Origin of the sequence: Bradyrhizobium sp., assembly GCF_035652035.1 — a bacterium.
Lineage (GTDB): Bacteria > Pseudomonadota > Alphaproteobacteria > Rhizobiales > Xanthobacteraceae > Bradyrhizobium.
On record NZ_DASREO010000026.1, the window covers coordinates 1 to 21,089 of the forward strand.

The 21,089-nt window shown below is 64.0% G+C and carries 18 protein-coding genes; 12 read left to right on the forward strand and 6 right to left on the reverse strand.

The window, feature by feature from the left end; translation table 11 throughout:
• The first annotated feature begins 76 nt into the window (after positions 1-76).
• From ctaD to VFB05_RS09785, 4 genes are all read left to right on the forward strand, one after another.
• Positions 77-1,681 carry a cytochrome c oxidase subunit I gene (ctaD, locus tag VFB05_RS09770; protein ID WP_325011596.1) on the forward strand — a complete coding sequence of 535 codons (1,605 nt, stop codon included), beginning with the start codon at positions 77-79 and terminating at the stop codon, positions 1,679-1,681.
• 113 nt (positions 1,682-1,794) lie between these two features.
• Complete coding sequence (locus VFB05_RS09775; RefSeq protein WP_325011598.1) at positions 1,795-2,751, forward strand: Gfo/Idh/MocA family oxidoreductase; 957 nt, start codon at positions 1,795-1,797, stop codon at positions 2,749-2,751.
• Positions 2,752-2,869: 118 nt separating this feature from the next.
• Positions 2,870-3,220 (forward strand): protocatechuate 4,5-dioxygenase subunit alpha, encoded by a 351-nt coding sequence (locus VFB05_RS09780; RefSeq protein ID WP_325011600.1) that lies wholly within the window; start codon positions 2,870-2,872, stop codon positions 3,218-3,220.
• A 3-nt stretch (positions 3,221-3,223) separates the two neighbouring features.
• Positions 3,224-4,063: a class III extradiol dioxygenase family protein gene (locus VFB05_RS09785; RefSeq protein ID WP_325011602.1), complete on the forward strand. Its 840-nt coding sequence runs from the start codon at positions 3,224-3,226 to the stop codon at positions 4,061-4,063.
• Between the two features lie 18 nt (positions 4,064-4,081).
• Here VFB05_RS09785 and VFB05_RS09790 read toward each other — a convergent pair whose 3' ends face one another.
• From VFB05_RS09790 to VFB05_RS09800, 3 genes are all read right to left on the reverse strand, one after another.
• Positions 4,082-5,671, reverse strand: a complete 1,590-nt coding sequence (locus VFB05_RS09790; protein ID WP_325011604.1) for a gamma-glutamyltransferase family protein — start codon at positions 5,669-5,671, stop codon at positions 4,082-4,084.
• A 238-nt stretch (positions 5,672-5,909) separates the two neighbouring features.
• Positions 5,910-6,998, reverse strand: coding sequence for a mandelate racemase/muconate lactonizing enzyme family protein (locus VFB05_RS09795; RefSeq protein ID WP_325011606.1), 1,089 nt, complete (start codon positions 6,996-6,998; stop codon positions 5,910-5,912).
• Between the two features lie 116 nt (positions 6,999-7,114).
• Positions 7,115-7,519, reverse strand: a complete 405-nt coding sequence (locus VFB05_RS09800) for a DUF302 domain-containing protein (RefSeq protein ID WP_325011608.1) — start codon at positions 7,517-7,519, stop codon at positions 7,115-7,117.
• A 273-nt stretch (positions 7,520-7,792) separates the two neighbouring features.
• Between VFB05_RS09800 and VFB05_RS09805 the strand changes: the two genes are divergently transcribed.
• From VFB05_RS09805 to VFB05_RS09825, 5 genes are all read left to right on the forward strand, one after another.
• Positions 7,793-8,563: a 5-oxoprolinase subunit PxpA gene (locus tag VFB05_RS09805; protein ID WP_325011610.1), complete on the forward strand. Its 771-nt coding sequence runs from the start codon at positions 7,793-7,795 to the stop codon at positions 8,561-8,563.
• A 169-nt stretch (positions 8,564-8,732) separates the two neighbouring features.
• Positions 8,733-10,001, forward strand: coding sequence for a phosphoglycerate dehydrogenase (gene serA, locus VFB05_RS09810; protein ID WP_325011612.1), 1,269 nt, complete (start codon positions 8,733-8,735; stop codon positions 9,999-10,001).
• A 116-nt stretch (positions 10,002-10,117) separates the two neighbouring features.
• On the forward strand, positions 10,118-11,077 hold the full coding sequence (locus VFB05_RS09815) for a MoxR family ATPase (RefSeq protein ID WP_325011614.1): 960 nt from the start codon (positions 10,118-10,120) through the stop codon (positions 11,075-11,077).
• Between the two features lie 5 nt (positions 11,078-11,082).
• A complete protein-coding gene (locus tag VFB05_RS09820; RefSeq protein WP_325011616.1) occupies positions 11,083-12,480 on the forward strand; it encodes a VWA domain-containing protein in 1,398 nt (465 codons plus the stop codon).
• 126 nt (positions 12,481-12,606) lie between these two features.
• Entirely contained in the window at positions 12,607-12,753 is a 147-nt protein-coding gene (locus VFB05_RS09825; protein ID WP_325011618.1) for a hypothetical protein, read from the forward strand.
• A 29-nt stretch (positions 12,754-12,782) separates the two neighbouring features.
• Here VFB05_RS09825 and VFB05_RS09830 read toward each other — a convergent pair whose 3' ends face one another.
• Positions 12,783-15,080: a molybdopterin guanine dinucleotide-containing S/N-oxide reductase gene (locus VFB05_RS09830; RefSeq protein ID WP_325011620.1), complete on the reverse strand. Its 2,298-nt coding sequence runs from the start codon at positions 15,078-15,080 to the stop codon at positions 12,783-12,785.
• 272 nt (positions 15,081-15,352) lie between these two features.
• On the opposite strand from VFB05_RS09830, the gene VFB05_RS09835 reads away from it, so the two are divergent.
• Complete coding sequence (locus tag VFB05_RS09835; protein ID WP_325011622.1) at positions 15,353-16,795, forward strand: DUF5107 domain-containing protein; 1,443 nt, start codon at positions 15,353-15,355, stop codon at positions 16,793-16,795.
• Positions 16,796-16,816: 21 nt separating this feature from the next.
• Here VFB05_RS09835 and VFB05_RS09840 read toward each other — a convergent pair whose 3' ends face one another.
• Complete coding sequence (locus VFB05_RS09840; RefSeq protein WP_325011624.1) at positions 16,817-17,665, reverse strand: IclR family transcriptional regulator; 849 nt, start codon at positions 17,663-17,665, stop codon at positions 16,817-16,819.
• Positions 17,662-18,060, reverse strand: a complete 399-nt coding sequence (locus VFB05_RS09845) for a thioesterase family protein (protein ID WP_325011626.1) — start codon at positions 18,058-18,060, stop codon at positions 17,662-17,664. The genes VFB05_RS09840 and VFB05_RS09845 overlap by 4 nt, the downstream gene beginning before the upstream one ends.
• A gap of 169 nt (positions 18,061-18,229) precedes the next feature.
• Between VFB05_RS09845 and VFB05_RS09850 the strand changes: the two genes are divergently transcribed.
• Positions 18,230-19,384 (forward strand): FAD-dependent monooxygenase, encoded by a 1,155-nt coding sequence (locus VFB05_RS09850; protein WP_325011628.1) that lies wholly within the window; start codon positions 18,230-18,232, stop codon positions 19,382-19,384.
• A 14-nt stretch (positions 19,385-19,398) separates the two neighbouring features.
• Positions 19,399-21,039: a benzoate-CoA ligase family protein gene (locus VFB05_RS09855; protein WP_325011630.1), complete on the forward strand. Its 1,641-nt coding sequence runs from the start codon at positions 19,399-19,401 to the stop codon at positions 21,037-21,039.
• Positions 21,040-21,089 lie beyond the last annotated feature (50 nt).

Genomic DNA, 21,089 nt, shown 5'->3' on the forward strand with positions numbered 1-21,089 from the left:
CTAATTTTTCGGACGCTGCCGAAAGAGCCGGTGACGGCCTTCGTGAACCAAACTCTTCAAGACACAAGGGCAGAATATGTCGAGCTTCGTCACCAAAACGAACGATGCCGCGCACGGCCACCCGACGGGGTGGCGCCGCTATGTCTATTCGACCAACCACAAGGACATCGGTACGATGTATCTTGTGTTCGCGATGACAAGCGGAGTGATCGGCGCGCTTCTGTCCATCGCGATGCGCATGGAGCTTGCGACACCTGGACTGCAAATCTTCGCCAGCGCGCACACGTTCAACGTCTTCGTGACGGCGCACGGACTGATCATGGTGTTTTTCATGATCATGCCGGCGCTGATCGGCGGCTTCGGCAACTGGTTCGTGCCCATCATGATCGGCGCGCCCGACATGGCGTTCCCGCGCATGAACAACATCTCGTTCTGGCTTCTGCCCGCGAGTCTTTCGCTCCTGGTACTGTCGCTTTTCGTGAATGGATCGGGAGGCGAAAACGGCGTTGGCGCCGGCTGGACCGTCTATGCACCGCTGTCGACGAGCGGCCACGTGGGGGCGGCGATGGATTTCGCGATTCTGTCGCTGCACCTTGCCGGCGCTTCGTCGATCCTCGGCGCCATCAACTTCATCACCACCATCTTCAACATGCGCGCGCCCGGCATGACCATGCACAAGATGCCGCTGTTCGTGTGGTCGATCCTGGTGACGGCATTCCTGTTGCTGCTGTCGCTGCCGGTGCTCGCCGGCGCCATCACCATGCTGCTCACCGACCGCAATTTCGGCACCACCTTCTTCTCGGCCGACCAGGGCGGCGATCCCGTGCTGTTCCAGCATCTGTTCTGGTTCTTCGGCCATCCCGAGGTCTACATCCTGATCCTGCCCGGCTTCGGCGCCATCAGCCAGATCGTGTCGACTTTCAGCCGCAAGCCGGTGTTCGGCTATCTCGGCATGGCCTATGCGATGGTCGCGATCGGCGGCATCGGCTTCGTGGTGTGGGCTCACCACATGTACACGGTCGGCATGTCCTCCGCGACGCAGGCCTATTTCGTGGCGGCCACCATGGTGATCGCGGTGCCCACGGGCGTAAAGGTGTTCTCCTGGATCGCCACCATGTGGGGCGGCGCGATCGAGTTCCGCACCCCGATGCTGTGGGCGATCGGCTTCATCTTCCTGTTCACGGTCGGCGGCGTCACCGGCGTCGTGCTGTCGAATGCCGGCGTCGACCGCGTGCTGCAGGACACCTACTACGTGGTGGCGCATTTCCATTACACGATGTCGATCGGCGCCACCTTCGCCATCTTCGCCGCCTGGTACTACTGGTTCCCGAAAATGACCGGCTATCTCTATTCCGAACGGCTCGGCAAGCTGCATTTCTGGCTGGTCTTCATCGGCGCCAATCTGATCTTCTTTCCGCAGCATTTTTTGGGGTTGCAGGGCATGCCGCGCCGCATTGTCGATTATCCCGACGCCTTCGCGGGGTGGAATTTCGTCTCCTCGATCGGCTCCTACATTTCGGCAGCCGGCCTCGTCGTGTTCTTTGTCAACATGGCGCTGGCTTTCGCGCGCAGGGAAAAGGCCGGCGATAATCCGTGGGGCGAGGGCGCCACCACGCTGGAATGGACCTTGTCGTCGCCGCCGCCGTTCCACCAGTTCGAGACGCTGCCGCGCATCCAGTGATGCAAGCATGAGCTATATCAAAGACGGCGGGCCGGCGCTGCGGCACGTTTTGATCCCGCGCCGGCCGTCGCCCCTGAGGCGGCGTTCGCGCGGGGTTGTGGAGAACAATTGACATGGTCAAGACCATCAAGGTCGCGCTTGCCGGCGCCGGCGCCTTTGGCATCAAGCATCTCGACGGTATCAGGAACATTGACGGAATCGAGGTCGTGTCGCTGGTCGGCCGGCGCCTGGAGCCGACCAGGGAGGTCGCCGCCAAATACGGCATCGCGCATGTCACGACCGAGCTTGCCGACAGCCTGGCACGCCCCGAGGTCGACGCGGTGATCCTCTGCACGCCGACGCAGATGCATGCGGCGCAGGCGATCGCCTGCATGAAGGCCGGCAAGCATGTGCAGGTCGAGATTCCGCTCGCGGACTCCCTTGCCGATGCGCAAGGCGTGCTCGACATGCAGCGGCGGAGCGGCCTGGTCGCCATGTGCGGCCACACGCGCCGCTTCAACCCCAGCCATCAATGGGTGCACAAGAAGGTCAAGGCCGGCGAGTTTCACATCCAGCAGATGGATGTGCAGACCTATTTCTTCCGCCGCACCAACATGAACGCGCTGGGCCAGCCGCGCAGCTGGACCGACCATCTGCTCTGGCACCACGCCGCGCATACGGTCGATCTGTTCGCCTACCAGGCCGGCGCACCGATCGTGAAGGCCAACGCCATCCAGGGACCGGTTCATCCGGCGCTCGGGATCGCCATGGACATGTCGATCCAGCTCAAGGCCGCCAATGGCGCGATCTGCACGCTGAGCCTATCCTTCAACAATGACGGCCCGCTCGGCACCTTCTTCCGCTACATCGGCGACACCGGCACCTACATCGCGCGCTACGACGATCTCTTTAACGGCAAGGAAGAAAAGATCGACGTCTCAAAGGTGGACGTCTCCATGAACGGGATCGAGCTGCAGGACCGCGAGTTCTTTGCCGCCATCCGCGAGGGCCGCGAGCCGAATGCCAGCGTGGCCCAGGTCCTGCCGTGCTACCAGGTGCTCCACGAGCTGGAGCGGCAGCTCGCAGGGTGAAAGCCGGCATGTTCGCGGCCCAAATTGCTCCAGATCAATTCCGCCACGGCCGGCCGCGGGCAATATGCCGCCCAATCACCGAGCGATGCTCCCGCGCTTCGCATGAAGGGGAAACGCCATGACGTCCAACCCGCGGCAACCCGTGCCCGGTACCACCATCTTTGACGGCGAGCAGGCCCGCAAGGGCTATGCCCTGAACAAGATGTGCTACTCGTTCAATGAGGCCAGTAACCGCAAGGCCTTCATCGCGGACGAGGACGCCTATTGTGCCAAATTCGGCCTCAACCCGCAGCAGCGCGAGGCGATCCGCCATCGCAATGTGCTCGAGCTGATCGAGGCCGGCGGCAACGCCTATTACCTCGCCAAATTCGCCGGCATCTTCGGGCTCGACATGCAGGACATCGGCGCCCAGCAGACCGGCCTCACCAAGGATCAGTTCAAGGCCAAGCTGCTGGCGGCGCGGGAGTAGGCAATGGCAAAAATTGTCGGAAGCATCACCACCTCGCATGTGCCGGCGATCGGCGGCGCGATCGCCAAGGGCATGCAGAACGATCCCTACTGGAAGCCGTTCTTCGACGGCTTTCCGCCGGTGCGCGACTGGCTCGCCAGGGTGAAGCCGGATGTCGTCGTACTGGCCTACAACGATCACGGCCTGAACTTCTTTCTGGACAAGATGCCGACCTTCGCGATCGGCGCGGCGAGTGAATACCGCAATGCCGATGAGGGCTGGGGGATTCCAACCGTCGCGCCGTTCCGCGGCGACCCCGAGTTGTCCTGGCATCTGATCGAGCAGCTGGTGGCGGAGGAGTTCGATCTCACGACGTGTCAGGAGATGGTGGTCGACCACGCCTTCACCCTGCCGATGGCACTGTGCTGGCCGGATCAGAAGTGGCCGGTGCGCACTGTGCCTGTCGTGGTCAACACCGTGCAGGCGCCGCTGCCCTCGGCGGCGCGCTGCTACAAGCTTGGTCAGGCGATCGCGCGCGCGATTGCGTCATGGCCCGGTGATGAGCGGGTGGTCGTGATGGGGACCGGTGGCCTGTCGCATCAGCTCGACGGCACCCGCGCCGGCTTCATCAACAAGGATTTCGATCTCAAGTTCATGAACAGCATGATCGAAGATCCGGACTGGGCGACGAAATACTCGATCACAGAACTGGTCGAGCTGTCAGGCACCCAAGGCGTGGAATTGTTGAACTGGATGGTCGCGCGCGGCACCATGCCCGAGCGGGTCAGGAAGCAGCACGCCAACTATCACCTTCCGATTTCCAACACCGCGACCGGGCTGATGGTGCTTGAACCCGCGGCATGAGGCGCGGATAGCCCGCTACTACGCCTCCGCCACCGCATCGCCCCAGGCATGGAACACCTCGGTCGCGCCGCTGTTGGTGTCGCCGTCGCGCAGCACGATGCTCGGGAAGGCGAACTTGCCGGGCCAGGTCTGCACGCGGGCTTCCTCATAGTCGAACTGCTGGCGCAGCAATTCGCGTGTATCCGCGGGCAGGCGCACATCGCCGATCACGATGGCGCCTTCGCTGGCATCGATGCGCGGCTGATGGATGGCAGCATCCAGGTCCATGCCGAAATCCATGATGAAGGAGATCAGCTGCGATACCGCGGGCAGGATGCGGCGGCCGCCCGAGGCGCCGACCGCGAAGCGGCGTCCGTCGGCGGCATGCGCGACGACCGGCGTGTAGTTGCACAGGCAGCGCTTGCCCGGCGCCAGCGAATTGGCTCCGCCCGGCGTCGGATCGAACCACATGATGCCATTGTTCATGGTGATCCCGCTTTGCGGCGTGACGAATTTGGAGCCGAAGGTCGACAGCAGGGTCTGCGTCACCGCGGCCATGTTGCCGTGGCGGTCGACCACCGCATAATGCGTGGTGCAGCTCGGCGCCAGATGCTCGGCACCGAGCGCACGGCGGCCGTCGGCATCGCCCATGTCCTTGAGCCGCTCGCGATAGGCGGCCTGCAGCGCCAGCGCGTAGGCCTTGTAGGCGGCCGCATCAGGCCCGGTGGCGCCTGTGTGCAGATCACCGAGCTGCCGCAGCGTCTGCGCCAGTGTCGGGCCCGCGGTGAGCTCCGGCGTCGCGTAGACGGTGCCGCCGCGATAGGGGATTCGCAACGGCTCGCGCCAATGGGCGTGGAAGGCGGCGAGGTCTTCGTATGACAGCGAGCCGCCGGCCGCCTTGATGTCGGCTGCCATGCTGCGTGCGAGGTCGCCCTGGTAGAAATCGCGCGCGCCCTGTTCGGCGAGATGCGACAGCGTCGCCTTCAGCCGCTCCTGCGGCAGGCGCGTGACCGAGCGGATGCCCCATTGCGGCTGCGGCGGCAGGCCGTCGCGCAAATAGGCGGCGGCGCTCGAGGGATAGCGGCGCAGATCAGGAGCCGCGCTGCCGATCGACAATGTCGTCCACCAGTCGACCAAAAGCCCCTCCGCGGCCAACGCAACACTCGGCGCGATCAGCTCGCGCCACGGCAGCTTTGCGTAACGGCGGTGCGCCTCCTCATGGCCCGCGACCACCCCGGGCACCGCGATGGAGGAGGGCCCGTGCAGATTGCGGTCGTCCTTCACCCGCGGCCAGGGGAAGATGTCGGACGCCGCGCCATCGCCGGTGAGCGGATAGTCCTCGACGCGCAGGCTTTGCGGCGCGCGCATGCCGTAGTCGATCACCTCATAGCGGTCGTGGTCGGCCCGGTAGAGAACCATCGCGCCGCCGCCGCCGACACCGCTCATCCATGGCTCCAGCACGCCGAGCGCAAAGCCGGTCGCGATCACCGCATCGACGCAGTCGCCACCCGCGGCCAAAACCTCGGCGCCGATCTCGGCCGCGCGGCGCGATTGCGAAGCGACAATGCCGCCCTTGGACTCGACGGCGGGCTTGCGGATCTGCTGGCGATTGGAGATATGGTCGGACATGGTCTACTGCACCGGTGCTTGAGGCGATTGGATTGCGTAACAGTCACGCCGCGGCGTTGTCCAGACAGGCGCAGTCGGGCCAGCAATGCGCTGATGCGAACTGGGTGGGCTGGCCCCCACCGCATTCGGTGTTTCGATCCGTCATCCTTCGAGGTTTCCGCTTCGCTCCGGCGCCTCAGGATGACGGTTCGAACGGTCCCGGGGCGCATGCAAGACCGGCGACAGGTTGGCTTTGCCCTCACACCGCCAGCCGCGCCAGCCCCTGCCAGTCGAATTCGACACCATGGCCCGGCCGCGATGGCGCGAGCGCCATGCCGTCGTCCAGCATCAGGGGATGGGCGATATAGCGGTCGAGCCCGAAGCCATGCGCCTCGAGATAGGAGCGGTTCGGACAGGCCGCGAGCAGGTGCACGGTGATGTCATGGGCGCCGTGGCTGGTGACCGGCAGGTTGAAGGCCTCGGCAAGCCGCGCGATCTTCATGAAAACGGTGACGCCGCCGCAATTGGTGACATCAGGCTCGGGATAGGACACCGCGCCGCTCGCGATATAGTTTTTGAACTCCCACAGCGTGCGCAGGTTTTCGCCGGCCGCGATCGGCACGCCGCCTGCCGTGAGAATGCGGGTGTGGCCTGCGACATCGTCGGGAATGATCGGCTCCTCCAGCCAGACGAGATCGAACGGGAGAAGCGCGCGGGCGGCGCGCACGGCCTCTTCCACCGTCCATTTCATGTTGGCATCGGCCATCAGCGGAAAGCCCTCGCCGAGATGCTCGCGCATCGCCCGCACGCGGGCGACATCGGAGGCGAGGTCCGGTCGTCCCACCTTCATCTTGATGGCGCGAAAACCCTTGCGCAGATTGTCGTCGGTCTGCCTCAAGAGCGCCTCGACGGAGAGGTCGAGATCGATGCCGCCGGCATAACAGGGCACGCGATGATCGAAGCCGCCGAGCAGGCGGAACAGCGGGAGCCGCGCGCGGCGCGCCTTCAAGTCCCATAGCGCGATGTCGAGTGCGGAGAGCGCGAGCACGGTCGGTCCGCCGCGGCCGCCATAATGCAGCGCCCACCAGACATGCTGACAGATCGCCTCGGTGTCCTCGGCCTCACGGCCCTCGACAAGGGACGGCATCTCGCGCCGCAGGATGTCGGCAATCGCACCGCCATTGCGCCCGACCGTGTAGCTGTAGCCCGTGCCTTCCGCGCCGTCAGCATCGCGCACCCGCAGCGTGATCAGCTCGAACGCGGTGATCTCGCCATGCGTGCTGTCGGACAGCGTGACGGAGAGGGGAATCCGGTAGTGCCCGGTCTCGATCGATGCGATGCGTGCCATTGCGCGTCCACCCGCTTGTTGTTTTTGTGCAGGTTAGGCGCGTGGTGCGACGGGAGCAAGCCGCAGCGCTGATGCATGGCACATGCTCCTCGAGCGTGATGCGCCGGCGGCGATGCTCACGGCGCGGTGGTTGCCTTGCCTGCGATGGCCTTCAATGCGCCCGACATCGCTTCGATCGTCGCCTTGGTGGCATCATCCAGGCCGTGGCGCTGCGCGGTCCAATGCGGATCGTTATAGGAGACCCAGGTGATGCCCGCTGCGTCCTGCCACACCAACGCCTTCAATGGCAGGTCGATCCCGATCGTCTGCAGCGCCTGCATCAGCGGTGTGCCGCCTTTGGCGTTGCCGAAGATCAACAGATCGGTCGGCCGCAGCGGCAGGCCAACCGCAGCGGCACCTGCAGCATGGTCAATATGAGCAAACACCATCATGCCCCTGGCCCGGACCTCGGCCTCGAGCCGGTTCATCGTCTCTTCCGGCCCGAAGGCACTGCGGAGGGTGATCAGTCCGTCTGTGGCCATGGCTCGTGCTCCTGGAGGCGACTTCAAAGTAGTCACGCTGTGCTTGCGACGATCGCCAGTTCAGCGGGGCGTGCGCTCTCGGATGTTCCCGAGCAGTCGCGCCGGATCGAATTTGTCCCGGCCGACCTCATGCGATTTTGGTTCGCTGGGCAAATCACTTCGGCGACAAGGTGCTTGCCCAGAGCGGGTCGTCGCCCTCGTTAGGGGCATTTTTGAATGGCTTCGCGCGCAACCGTGGTTTACCCATGCGCCCTGTCGAACCGGGAGCCCAGCATGCCGACCGTCGATCTGAACTCCGACCTTGGCGAAGGTTTTGGCGCCTACACCTGCGGCGATGACGAGGCGATGCTCTCGATCGTCACCTCGGCCAATGTCGCCTGCGGCTTCCATGCCGGCGATCCGGAGGTGATGGCGCAGACCTTTGCCACGGCGAAGAAGCGCGGCGTCAATGTCGGCGCGCATCCCGGTTTTCCAGACCTGTGGGGATTTGGTCGCCGTCGCCTGCCGTTCTCCGCGGCCGAGATCGAGCGGCTGGTTGCCTACCAGATCGGCGCGGCGGCTGCGCTCGCCGCCTATTCCGGCCACCGCATCACCTATGTGAAGACCCATGGGGCGCTCGGCAACATCGCCTGCGAGAATCGCGAGATTGCCGATGCGGTGGCCCGCGCCTCGCGCGCGGTCGATCGCAACCTTGCATGTCTTGCGCCGGCGCTCAGCGAACTGATCGCGGCAAGCGAGGCCCTCGGCATTGCTTCGTTCCAGGAGATCTATGCCGATCGCGGCTACACCGAGAGCGGGCAACTGATCCCGCGCGGGCAGCCGGGCGCGATGATCCTCGATCCGGAGCAGGCGGCCACGCGGGTGATCGAGATGATCAAGACCGGCGCGATTGTCACCGCACGCGGTACACCTCTGGCGACGGCGGTCGATTCCATCTGCGTGCACGGCGATTCCGTCCATGCGGTGCAGACCGCGCGGCTGATCCGCACCCGGCTGGAGCAGGCGGGGGTTCGCCTGGCATCGTTCGGAACCGGCGCGGTATGATTTGAGGCTTGCGGCCGGGCATTTTGACGTGCATTGGCGCGCCGATTGTGCCACGGAGAAGCCGCCGCGGTCGCGATTCCGCTCCAGGCGAGTCTTGGGTTTCCGAGCCTTGGTTTTGCGGGGCGCGCCGATCACCTGCAGGCAGGCTAACCGGCTCTGAAGAGGCCAAATGATCAACAGAAATTCGCTCGATTCCCAGCTGTCGCTCGCAAAGGACAAGATCCGTGTCCTGCTACTCGAGAACATCAGCGAGACCGCGGTCGCCGCCATGCGCTCGGCCGGCTACACCAATATCCGCCATCTGCCCAAGGCGCTCGACGGCGCCGCGCTGAAGGAGGCCATTCGCGGCGTGCATCTGCTCGGCATCCGCTCGCGCACCCAGGTCACCGCGGAGATTCTGGAGGAGGCGGATCGGCTGATCGCGATCGGCTGCTTTTCCGTCGGCACCAACCAGGTCGATGCCGAGACCGCGCGCCACGCCGGCATTCCCGTGTTCAACGCGCCGTTCTCCAACACCCGCAGCGTCGCCGAGCTCGTGATCGGCGAGATCATCATGCTGCTGAGGCGGATTCCGGCGCGCTCGGTCGGCGCGCATCAGGGGCGCTGGGACAAGTCGGCGGACCGCAGCTTCGAGGTGCGCGGCAAGACGCTCGGCATCATCGGTTATGGCAATATCGGCTCGCAGCTCTCCAATCTCGCCGAGGCCTTCGGCATGAAGGTGATCTACTACGATCACACCGACAAGCTCCGCCACGGCAATACCGAGCCGGTCGATACGCTCCCGGCGCTGCTCGCGCAAAGCGATGTGGTGTCGCTGCATGTGCCGGAGACGCCGGCGACGCAGGGCATGATTGGCGCCGCGGAAATCGCGGCCATGAAGCAAGGCGCCTATCTCATCAACAACAGCCGTGGCACCGTCGTCGATCTCGACGCACTGGCCGCGGCCCTGCGCGAGAACAGGCTTGCGGGCGCGGCCGTCGACGTGTTTCCGGTCGAGCCCGGCTCGGTGGGTGAGCGCTTCACCTCGCCACTGCAGGGCCTGGAGAACGTGATCCTCACGCCGCATATCGGCGGCTCGACCGAGGAGGCGCAGGAGCGCATCGGCTCGGAGGTCGCACGCAAGCTGGTCGATTACAGTGACGTCGGCGCGACCATGGGCGCGGTGAACTTCCCGCAGGTGCAGCTGCCGGCGCGGCCGATGGGGACGCGCTTCATCCAGGTGCAGCGCAACCTGCCGGGCATGCTCGGGCAGTTGAACGAGGTGCTCGCGCGCAATTCGATCAACATCGCCGCGCAATATTACGAGGCGCAGGGCGACATCGGCTATGTGGTGCTCGACGCCGATGCGTCGACCGCCGACAGCCGCAAGGTGCTGGCCGACATCCGCGCGCTGGAAGGCACGATCCGCGCCCGGCTGCTCTACGAACGCGGCAGGTGAGCCGAGGAGCAACCGCATTTGCCGGGGCACGGAAATCGACCTGATGGCCAGCTATGGACTTTGCTGGCCAATGCTCCTATCGCAGGTGATACGCGTCATACCAGGAGTTGAGATCCGTGGCTGACAGCCAGCCCTCTGCTACACCCTTGGCCTCCATCGAAGCGGTCGAAAGCGGGCTTGCCTCGCAGGGTTACATCGCGAGCCGGCAGATCGCGACCGCTGTCTACCTCTCGGACAAGATCGCCAAGCCGATCCTGGTCGAGGGGCCCGCGGGCGTCGGCAAGACCGAGCTTGCCAAGGCGATCGCCGCCTGGCGCGGGCTGAAGATGATCCGCCTGCAGTGCTATGAGGGGCTGGACGAGGCCAAGGCGCTCTATGAATGGAAATACGCCAAGCAGCTGCTCTACACCCAGATCCTCAAGGATAAGCTCGGCGAAGTCCTGGGCGGCGCGCAAACCCTGCACGCGGCGCTCGATCAGCTGCATGATTTCGGCGACGTGTTCTTCTCCAAGGAATTCGTCGAGCCGCGGCCGCTGTTGCAGGCGCTGGAGCAGCCTGGCGGCTGCGTGCTCCTGATCGACGAGATCGACAAATCGGATGCGGAGTTCGAGTCGCTGTTGCTCGAGATCCTCTCCGACTTCCAGGTCTCCATTCCCGAGCTCGGCACCATCGCAGCCGCCGTGCCGCCGACCGTGATCCTGACCTCCAACAGCGAGCGCAATCTCGGTGATGCGCTCAAGCGCCGTTGCCTGCATCTGCACATCGGCTTCCCCGAGCAGAAGCTCGAGGAACGCATCGTCGAGAGCCGCGTGCCCGGCATCTCGCAGACCTTGCGCCGGCAACTGGTCGGCTTCATCCACCAGCTCCGCACCCTGGATCTGAAGAAGCAGCCCTCGGTGAGCGAAACCATCGACTGGGCCCGCGTCCTGGTGCTGCTCGAGGCCAGCGAGCTCGGCCATGACATGGTCCGGGATACGCTCAACGTGCTCCTGAAATATGAATCCGATGTCGAGGCCGCGCTGCCGCATGTGACGAGCTTCGTTGCGACGGCTGCACGCCAGAACGTGTTCGGCTGAATGGCATGAGAGAGAACCTGCATCGCTTCTTTCGCGCGGCGCGGGGAGCGGGGGTTCATGTCTCGCCGGCCGAGAGCATCGATGCGATGCGGGCGGTGTCGACCGTCGGCATCGCCGATCGGGCTGTCCTGCGCGATGCACTGCTGCTGACGCTCGCCAAATCCGAGGACGAGAAGAAGGCGCTCGGCGCCTGCTTCGATCTGTTCTTCGCCTCGCCCGAGCCGTCGCAAGCGGATGGCGAAGCCGCAGAGCGTAGTGAGGCCGGCGAGTCAGCTGGCGAGACGTCGGACGAGAGCCCTCAAGTCACGCAGGATCATGGCGCGGAAGGTGGAGATGACGGCCAGCTCGCCGGGCTTGGCGCACTCGCGCAAATGCTGCTGTCGCAGGACCGCGCTGCGATCTCGGCGGCGATCGCCAGCGCTTCAGCCGCGGCCTCGCTGACGGACATCCGGTATTTCACCCAGCGCGGCATCTTCTCCGGCCGCATTCTCGAACAAATGGGTATCGCCCGCCTCAACGACGATCTGGAGACGCTGACGGCAACCAATCCTGCGCTCGCCGAACGGCTCTCGACCTTGACCGACGGCTTGCGCGAGAACGTGCGCGACGTGGTCGCGCAGGCGCTGCTGCTCTATGGACGCGAGGAGGCTGAGAATTTGCGCAACGAGATCCTGCGCAATGCACCGCTGGCGCGGATCGAGCCGCGGCGGATCGAAGAGATGCGCACGCTGATCCGCCACATCGCGCGCCGGCTGCGTGAGCGCTACGCCAAGCCGCGCAAGCGTCAGCGCCGTGGTCATCTCGATGTCCGCCGCACCTTGCGGCGCAACGCCGCCTGGGGCAGCGTTCCCTTCCTCACCGCCTGGAAGCGCAGACATCGCGAGCGGCCGAAGATCGTCGCACTCTGCGACGTCTCGGGCTCGGTCGCCCGCGTCTCCGACTTCTTCCTGCTGCTGATCCACAGCCTGCACGAGGTCGTGTCCGACGTCCGCTCCTTTGCGTTCTCGGGACACCTGATCGAGGTCAGTGAGGTCCTGGAATCCAAAAGTGCGGAAGAAGCCATGCAGGACATCATGTCCAGGGTCGGCTTCGGCTCGTCGGACTACGGCACCTCCTTCGCCGATTTCGAGCGGCAATGGATGGAGACCGTGACGCCACACACAACGGTGATCGTGCTGGGCGATGCGCGCAGCAACAACCTCGATCCCGGCGCCGACATCCTGCGCCGCATCTCCGAACGGGCGAAGCGGCTGGTCTGGCTCAATCCGGAAGGACGCATGACCTGGGGCTTTGGCGATTCCGAGATGTTGCGCTACGCGACGTTCTGCAACCTGGTGCGGCAATGCGCCACCGCCCAGCAGCTGGAGCGCGCAATCTCCGACATCGTGGCGGCCTATCGTTAAAGAGCGCGAGATCGCAGCGGTGACCTCGCGTCAAAGTGAAAAGATGACCCTTGTCATCCCATTGATGGGCGACGCGCTGCGACTACGTGAAAGTGCAGTTCAACGCCATGATTATGGAGAATGGCAATGGCCAGCAGATCCCACCAATCGACCCAGTATCGCTATGAGCTCGTGCACGGCGAGGATGCCGACTTCGTCGCCTATCAGCGTCGTCTTGGCGGCGTGTGGCAGACCTTTTCGACCTGGATGATCCCGCGGAGCGGCTGCGAATAGCCGCTCGCAAGTCGCTCGGAGCGCCGCTCCTAAAGTGGCGTCGGCGGATCGAAGGCGCGAATTGGCGGCAGGTTTCCCGAGAATTTCTCGCACTCGACCACAGTCACCTGACCGCAGCAGCCTTGTGCGAGACGGGACGTGCCAATGTCGCGGGTCAGGACGTTAGGATTGCCGTGGACGCACGTCGGTTGCTGCTCCCCGCCCGGCTCGGGATCGTACCACGCGCCGGTCGCGAGCTGGATCACGCCGGCCATCACGTCGTCGGATACGATCGCGGCGGCAAGACAGGCGCCGCGATCGTTGAACAGGCGAACGATGTCGCCATCCGCAATGCCGCGGCGCGCCGCATCGGCGGGGCTGAGACGCACCGTCTCCCGACCCCTGATCTTCTTCGACTGGCTGTAGGCGCCGAAGTCGAGCTGGCTGTGGAGCCTCGTCGAGGGCTGGTTCGCGATCAGCGTCAGGGGATGACGCTCTGAGGCAGGCTCTGTCGATGGCAGGAAGCTCGGATGCGGGGGGCAATCCGGATAGCCGAACCTTGCGATGGTCTCCGAATAGATCTCGATCTTGCCGCTTGGCGTCGGCAGCTTGTTGTTGTCGGGATCGTCTCGAAAGGCGCGCAGGGAGCCGCCATCGTCGGGCGCTGAGGGCAGCATGAGCTCGCCGCGCTGCCAGAACTCCTCGAAATCGGGCGCGTCGCAGCCCATCTCCGCCAACGCCCGTCGCGTCGGCTCATACAGATGCGCGAGCCATTGCCGGCTGTCGCGCCCCTCGGTGAAGGCCTCCTCGACGCCGAGCTTGCGCGAGAGCTCGGCGAAAATGTCGAAATCGTCGCGCGCCTCGCCGATCGGGTCGGCGACCTTGCGCATCGCGATCAGCCGCGGGTCGGTCGCGGCGGCGCCGATGTCGTCGCGCTCCAGCGTCATGGTCGCCGGCAGCACGATGTCCGCAAATCTCGCCGTCGGCGTCCAGGCGCTCTCATGTACGACGGTGGTCTGCGGCATGTTGAATGCGCGGCGCAGGCGGTTGATGTCCTGGTGATGGTGGAATGGATTGCCGCCAGCCCAGTAGACCAGCTTGATGTCGGCATAGCGCAGCGATTGGCCGTTGTAGTCGAACGGCTGGCCCGGATTGAGCAGCATGTCGCTGATGCGTGCGACGGGAATGAAGTCACGCACATTGTTCGTGCCCTGCGGCAAGGTCGGGATCGGAACCGCGTTGACCCGGCGACCGGTGTGAGCGAGCGAGCCGAGCGCGTAATTGTAGCCGCCGCCGGGAAGGCCGATCTGGCCGAGCATCGCCGCCAGCACCGCGCCCATCCACACCGGCTGTTCGCCATATTGCGCCCGCTGCAGCGAATGCGACACGGTAATCAGGGTGCGGCCGCGCGCGATTTGGCGGGCGAGATCGACGATAGCTGCCGCCGACATGCCGGTGATCGCGGCCGCCCAGGCGGCGTCCTTGGCCGCTCCGTCATCGCGGCCGAGCAGGTAACGCTCGAAACGCTCGAACCCGGTGCAGTAGCGCGCCACGAACGCCTCGTCGCAGAGGCCTTCAGCAACAAGCGTGTGCGCGAGCGCCAGCATCAGCGCAACGTCGCTGCCGACCTTGATCGGCAGCCAGGTCGCATTGGCTTGATCTGGCAGATCGTCACGCAGCGGGCTGATGCAGAAGAAACGGGTGCCACGACGCGCGGCGCGCGCCATGGCGTCGCGCTCGATGTGCCGGCTGAGGCCGCCGCTCGCGACCGCCGTATTTTTCAGCGCCATGCCGCCGAAGGCGAGCACAGTGTCGGTGTGCTCGGCGATCTGGTCCCAGGTGACATTGCGGCGCGAGTGGTTTTCATAACCGCCCATGACATGCGGCAGGATCACGGCCGAGGCGCCTGCGCTGTAGGTGTTGACCGAACGCACATAGCCGCCGAAGGCCATGTTGAGGAAGCGATGAACCTGGCTCTGGGCGTGATGAAGCCGGCCGGCGCTGGACCAGCCATAGGAGCCGCCGAAGACGGAGACGCCGCCATAGTCGCTGCGCACCCGCATGAGCTCGGCTGCGAGCAGGTCGATCACCTGCTCCCAGGAGCGTTCGACAAAATCCGGCGCGAAATCGCGTCTCCCACGCGCCTTGCCGTCGAGCCACGATCTTCGCACCATCGGCCGAAGGACCCGGGCCTTGTGCCGCAGTGCATTGTTGAAGTTATCGAGGATCGGCGAGGGTGCCGGGTCATGCTCATAAGGCCTGACGTCGAGCGTCGTACCGTCCCACCGCGCCGAGAATGCGCCCCAATGGGAGCTATGCGGGCTCCAGATCGCGGCGCGCTCGTTCATCCATCAGCTCCCAAATTTCGAAACCACCCGCCCGCAGCACGGCTTGCTGCCGTAAGCGCCACTGCCGCAACCGGCAACAGCGACCTCAGCCCGCAGGGATGATTTATGACGATCACCTGCGGGCTGACAAGGACAACTATCCGCCGATATGCGCCGGATGACATGTGGCCAGGTCATGGCTACCTGAGATATCACGACTTGAATGGAGGCGTGACGTCATGACGGTCTGCACAGTTCACGCGATGCGCGGAGACCTTTGGAAGGCGACGCAAATGGCAGTTCAGCTTCTCCTCCGCAACGGCATCAGTGCCACCGTTATCGGGTTGTGTATGACCTTTGCATGTCCGGCGACAGCGGAACCGGCATCGCCTGACCACGTTTCCCTTTCGGAGTCCTCGATCAGGTGGAGCACCGTCAAATACGCCACCGATGCGGAGAACGGTTTAGTCCGCGGTTCGCTCGACGACAAGACGATCGTCGATCGCGTGTTCAAGACCTATGTGCTCGAAAACAAGTATCTGAAGGTGACGCTGCTGCCGGAATTCGGTGGCCGCATTCTCTCCATCATCTACAAGCCGACCGGCCATGAGGAGCTTTATCGCAACGAGGTCGCCGTGCCCTATGGGATCGGGGCCGGCAATTTCTATTACGATTGGCTGATGGTGTATGGCGGCATCTTCCCCACTTTCCCGGATCCCGAACATGGCAAGACCTGGCTGAAGCCATGGGCGTTCAAGGTGGTGAAACAAGGCGACGATGAAGTGACCGTGGCCATGTCGCTGACGGACGATTTTGCCTACGCCGCGGCGCCGCCAAAGTTCCGGCGCGGCGCGAGCGGCATCGCAGCGACCTATTATGTCACGCTCACAGCCGGCCGCGCCGCGCTTCATGCGCGTGTCGTGCTGAAAAATCCCGGGCACGAGGCGGTCCCATACGAATACTGGACCTGCACGACGCTCGCGCCGGGATCGGACCCGAACCATCCGAGGGCCACGGGCGGCGCCGAAATCATTGCGCCGGTCAAGGCCTACACCACGCCCGCCTGGTCATCGAATATCGCGCAGGGCGACGCCAGCGCCGGCCCCGACGAGCATCGTTTCGACAAGCTTCGCTATTTCAAGAACTGGCCGACCATGGGCATCGCCTACGCCGCGCCTGATATGCAGGGTGGAAATTTCTGGGGCGTGATCAACCACGATAACGACGAAGGGATCATCCGCATCGCCGACAACAGGATCACGCGAGGACTGAAAATGTGGACCTGGGGATTTCCGTCGTTCACACACCAAACCGATGCCCGCAAGGCGCCCAGCGAAGCGCAGCCTTATGTCGAGCTGTGGGCGGGCGTCTCGGACCAGTTCTTCCACAGCGCCGAGCTTCCCGCACGCGGCGAGGTGTCGATCGCCGAAACCTACGGCCCGACCGTCGGCATGAGCAATGTGACCGATGCCAACGAGAGCATTCTGGTCAATCTCGAGGCCAAGGGAAACAGCGTCACCGTTCAGTTCGTCAGCCTGGAGCCGGCCATGCCGCTACACGTTGCGCTCAAGCGCGGTGAGACAGTCCTGTTCGACGCGGACGTGAAAGCGGATCCGAAAGTGGGGAATGAGATCGTCGCGGCTGTTCCCGCCGGCAGCCATGGTGATCAGGTCCAGCTGACGATCAGGAGCGCGGAAGGGAGGAACGTCATCGCGGCCGAGACAAGGATCAAGTGAGCGTTGTTCTCCGCCAGCCCCCTATCGCGCTCGCGCATCGCGTGAATTGCCGAATTGGGCCGGTGGGATGATCGAGTGGCGCGCGGCAAAATCGATCAAGGCAGCTCGCGCGGCACTATCCGGCTGCAGCAACTCCCTGTGCGTGCCGAACAAGGTTACCGCGAGTTCGATCTCGTCTTGCCAATTCGTGATCGCCGATGAGATCGCGCACAGGCCCGGAATGAAGCGACCGTCGACATATGCAATTCGCTCATGGCGAACTTTCGCCCTTAACGCATCGACGCTGGCCGGCTCGGGAGTGAGATCCGGCCAGCTGAGACCGGCAGCAGCGGTGCGCTCGAGTTCGTTTTGCAGTCGTGCGGTTAATTGCTGCGGCGGCAGATAGGCGAGAAAGACACGTCCGGTCGCGGAGTTCAGCAAGGAGAAGGTGCTGCCAAGACCGATCGACGTGGTTGTCAGATTGGGACCCCGCTCCAGCCTGACCACGGTGGGACCATTGTGGCTCCAGACCGCAAGCAGCGCGGCTTGGCCGGTCGCGAGCGCCAAGTCCTCGAGCTCCTCCGACGCGCGGAGGACGAAGTTGTTCCGGCTGATGGCGGCAACGCCAAGCTCCGCGGCTTCGCGGCCCAGATCATAGCGGCCGGAGCGCTCCTTCTGCACCGCAAGTCCCGCATGGATGAAGCTCGCGAGATAACGATGCACCTTGCTTGGCGGCATGCCCGCTTCGCGCGCGATGTCTGATAGCGTCGCCGGCCCGTCAAACGATCGCAGCACTCGCAACACCGAAAGCGCCGCATCGAGCGCCTGGATACCGCCCGGGGCCGCCCCGCCGCTGTCGTCGCTCGTGTCGTTCGCAGGCTTGCGTTTCATGTCAGCAGTTCCTTGAACTCGCCCGGCACACTCGCGCCGCGGAGTCCGCCTGTGTTCGTGACTGCTGCCCAGGTGCGCTGTTCGAAACCCGTGGCAACCTGCATATTCCCGACCGAAAGCTTGTAGTCGATTCGAAACCGCCGCTCCTGCCACTCGGCCACCTCCGCGCGGATCACCAGTTCATCATCGTAGCGGGCAGGCCCCGTGAACTGTGCGCCGACATTGACCAGGGGCGTGACGCTCCCAAAGCGGCGCTTGAGCTCGCGCTGGCTTAATCCATGGCTGCGCAGCCAGCGCTGATAGGTGCAGTCAAGCCAATAGAAGTAATTGGGATAGAAGACGATTCCGGCTTCGTCGCAATCGCCCCATTCGATCGTGAAAGTCGTCTCAAACATCCGAAAACCTCCGGCCGAACGGCCTGGAATCGAAGCTTAGCGTGAAAACCACATTTCCCTAATGTAAAAATAATTCCCTATTATGCAAATCAAGTATTGCGTCTTATGAAATCTATTGCATAATGCGCAAATAGAAGTGGCAAGCAAAAGCAATAGGGGAAGGAAGGTCATGCGGCTCGATCGCGTTGCTGTGCTCGGAGGCGGCCCGGCGGGGCTGTACTTCGCCTATCTATGGAAGCGCCGGCATCCTGAAGCTCAGATCGACGTCTTCGAGCAGAACCCGGAAGGCGCCACCTGGGGATTTGGCGTCGTCTTCTCCGACAAGGCGCTCGATTTCCTTCGCGCCGATGATCCGGAAACCGCTGAAGCCGTTTCGGCCCGCATGGAGCATTGGCGTGACATCACGCTGGTTCACCGTGGTGAACGGGTCGCGCTTGACGGTGTCGGCTTCTCCGCGGTCGGACGACTCGACTTCCTCATCCAGCTCACCGCCCGCGCACGGTCCGTGGGCGCAAACCTCCGGTTCGGCACTGCCGTGCGCTCCGTCGATGAACTCGCCGGATACGATCTGATTGTCGCCGCCGACGGCGTGAACTCGCTGGTGCGAAGGACCTATGAGGGCGACTTCAAGACCTCGCTGTCATACGACGACAACAAGTTCGCCTGGTACGGCACCACGAAACGGTTCGAGACACTGACCCAGACCTTCGTCGAAACCGAGTTCGGCAGCTTCAATGCGCATCACTACCGCTACTCGCCGACGATGAGCACGTTCATTGTCGAGTGCGATCGCGCCACGTGGCTGCGCGCCGGCTTGGCCGAGAAGACGGAAGAGCAGAGCCGGGCGCTTTGCGAGAAGGTGTTCGCCGACACGCTTGGAGGGCATCCGCTGGTCAACAATAAGTCGGTCTGGCGCAACTTCCCTTGGCTGTGGAACGAGCGCTGGTCGCATCGCAATATGGTGCTGGTCGGTGATGCGCTTCATACCGCCCATTTCTCGATCGGATCCGGTACGCGCCTGGCGCTCGAGGACGTCATCGCGCTGGTCAAGGCTCTCGAAGGCGAACCGCGCGACCTCCGCCATGCGCTGGAGACTTACGAGCGCGAACGTCGCCCGGTCGTGGAGAAGCTGGTCAAGGCGGCGAAGACGAGCGCGGCCTGGTATGAGCGCTTTCCGGAGCACATGAAGCTCGCGCCGCTGGATTTCGCTTACAGCTACATCACCCGCTCGGGCCGGATCGACGCTAGCCAGCTCCGCGCGATGTCGCCGCGCTTCATGGCGCGGTACGACGCGAGTTCATCGGCCTCGAGCATATCGCGATAAGAGGGAACGCTGCCATGACGGACCGAAGTGGCCAGGTGATCGTCGACCATGTCCCCGACGATGCTCCGAGCGCGCGGGAGATCGGCTTTGCGATCCCTCAGCGCTACAACGCCAGCGACATCCTGTTCGGCAATCTGCGGGCAGGCCGTGGGGAGAAGGTCGCGATCTACAGTGCGGCGGGCGAGGTCAGCTACACCGAGCTGTGCGCCAAGGCCGCCAGATGCGGCAATGCGCTGGGCTCCCTCGGGCTTGCCGCGGGCGACCGCGTGCTGCTCCTCTTAAACGACACTGCGTCGTATCCGGCCGCTCTTTTCGGGGCGATCCGCGCCGGCCTGGTGCCGATGCTGATCAACACGCTGTCGCCAAAGGACCTGATCAGCTTTTACCTGCAGGACTCGGCCGCACCGGTTGCGGTGGTCGACGCCGAATACGCCGCCCTGTTCGACCAGGAGACGATCGCGGGAACGCAGCTGCGGACGCTGATCGTGGTCAATGGCGAAACCGCGCGCGAGCCGTCCTCGATCCGTGTGCTGAATGGCGACCAATGGTTCGCCCAGTTTGCTGCGGAGCTGGACGCGGCGCCGACCAACCGCGACGACATGGCGTTCTGGATGTACAGCTCGGGCAGCACCGGCCGGCCGAAAGGCATCGTGCACTTGCAGCACGACATGGCCTATACGGCGGAGAGTTTCGGCCGCCACATCCTGGGGATCCGAGAGAACGACATCTGCTTCTCGGTGCCAAAAATTTTCTTCGCCTACGGCTTTGGCAATTCGATCACCTTCCCGTTCTCGGTCGGCGCCAGCACGGTGTTGCTCGCGGGCCGCCCCGAGCCGAACGCGGTGCTCGACATGATCGCGCGATTCAAGCCCACGCTGTTTTTCGGACTGCCGACGCTCTACAACGCGCTGCTGAATCATCCGCGTATCGACACTGCGGATTTGTCGAGCGTTCGGCTCTGCCTGTCGGCCGCCGAGGTGCTGTCGCAAGATCTTTTCAACGACTGGAAGCGGCGCTTCGGACACGAGATCATGGAGGGGCTCGGGTCGACCGAGGTCCTGCACATCTATCTCTCGAATACGCGCGAGCAGAAGAAGATCGGTGCCGCCGGCAAGCGCGTCCCTGGTTACGAACTCCGCCTGACGACTCCCGAAGGCGAGCCGGTCGCGCAAGGCGCGGAAGGCGTGATGTGGGTTCGCGGCCATTCCAATGCGCCTTGCTACTGGAATCGACCGGACAAGACTGCGCAAACCATGCGCGAGGAGGGGTGGATCTGGACCGGAGACAGGCTTGTTGAGGACAAGGAGGGCTTCTTCACTTTTGTTGGCCGGGTCGACGATCTCATCAAGGTGAGCGGCCAGTGGATCTACCCGCTCGAGATCGAGCTCTGTCTGTCCGAACATCCTGCGGTCCGGGAGTGTGCGGTGCTTGGACTGGAGCTTGCCGACCGCCGGATGACGACAAAGGCATTCGTCATTCTTCGCGACGGTTATTCGGAGAGCGAGCTTTTGACGCGGGAGCTGCAGGACCACGTCAAATCGAAACTGCTTCCTTACAAATATCCGCGCCTGATCGAATACCGCGCGGATTTGCCGAAGACAGGAACGGGCAAGATCGATCGGCAGAGGCTGCGCAGCGCGCCGCCGGAAGCCTGAAGCCGCAGGCGTCGTCAGCCGCGAAACTCATCACTGATCATGTTTCAAAT

Bases quoted from the DNA above. Each gene is read 5' to 3' on its own strand.
- ctaD (WP_325011596.1), top strand. From the start codon at position 77: ATGTCGAGCTTCGTCACCAAAACGAACGATGCCGCGCACGGCCACCCG.
- VFB05_RS09775 (WP_325011598.1), top strand. From the start codon at position 1,795: ATGGTCAAGACCATCAAGGTCGCGCTTGCCGGCGCCGGCGCCTTTGGC.
- VFB05_RS09780 (WP_325011600.1), top strand. From the start codon at position 2,870: ATGACGTCCAACCCGCGGCAACCCGTGCCCGGTACCACCATCTTTGAC.
- VFB05_RS09785 (WP_325011602.1), top strand. From the start codon at position 3,224: ATGGCAAAAATTGTCGGAAGCATCACCACCTCGCATGTGCCGGCGATC.
- VFB05_RS09790 (WP_325011604.1), bottom strand. From the start codon at position 5,671: ATGTCCGACCATATCTCCAATCGCCAGCAGATCCGCAAGCCCGCCGTC.
- VFB05_RS09795 (WP_325011606.1), bottom strand. From the start codon at position 6,998: ATGGCACGCATCGCATCGATCGAGACCGGGCACTACCGGATTCCCCTC.
- VFB05_RS09800 (WP_325011608.1), bottom strand. From the start codon at position 7,519: ATGGCCACAGACGGACTGATCACCCTCCGCAGTGCCTTCGGGCCGGAA.
- VFB05_RS09805 (WP_325011610.1), top strand. From the start codon at position 7,793: ATGCCGACCGTCGATCTGAACTCCGACCTTGGCGAAGGTTTTGGCGCC.
- serA (WP_325011612.1), top strand. From the start codon at position 8,733: ATGATCAACAGAAATTCGCTCGATTCCCAGCTGTCGCTCGCAAAGGAC.
- VFB05_RS09820 (WP_325011616.1), top strand. From the start codon at position 11,083: ATGAGAGAGAACCTGCATCGCTTCTTTCGCGCGGCGCGGGGAGCGGGG.
- VFB05_RS09825 (WP_325011618.1), top strand. From the start codon at position 12,607: ATGGCCAGCAGATCCCACCAATCGACCCAGTATCGCTATGAGCTCGTG.
- VFB05_RS09830 (WP_325011620.1), bottom strand. From the start codon at position 15,080: ATGAACGAGCGCGCCGCGATCTGGAGCCCGCATAGCTCCCATTGGGGC.
- VFB05_RS09835 (WP_325011622.1), top strand. From the start codon at position 15,353: ATGGCAGTTCAGCTTCTCCTCCGCAACGGCATCAGTGCCACCGTTATC.
- VFB05_RS09840 (WP_325011624.1), bottom strand. From the start codon at position 17,665: ATGAAACGCAAGCCTGCGAACGACACGAGCGACGACAGCGGCGGGGCG.
- VFB05_RS09845 (WP_325011626.1), bottom strand. From the start codon at position 18,060: ATGTTTGAGACGACTTTCACGATCGAATGGGGCGATTGCGACGAAGCC.
- VFB05_RS09850 (WP_325011628.1), top strand. From the start codon at position 18,230: ATGCGGCTCGATCGCGTTGCTGTGCTCGGAGGCGGCCCGGCGGGGCTG.
- VFB05_RS09855 (WP_325011630.1), top strand. From the start codon at position 19,399: ATGACGGACCGAAGTGGCCAGGTGATCGTCGACCATGTCCCCGACGAT.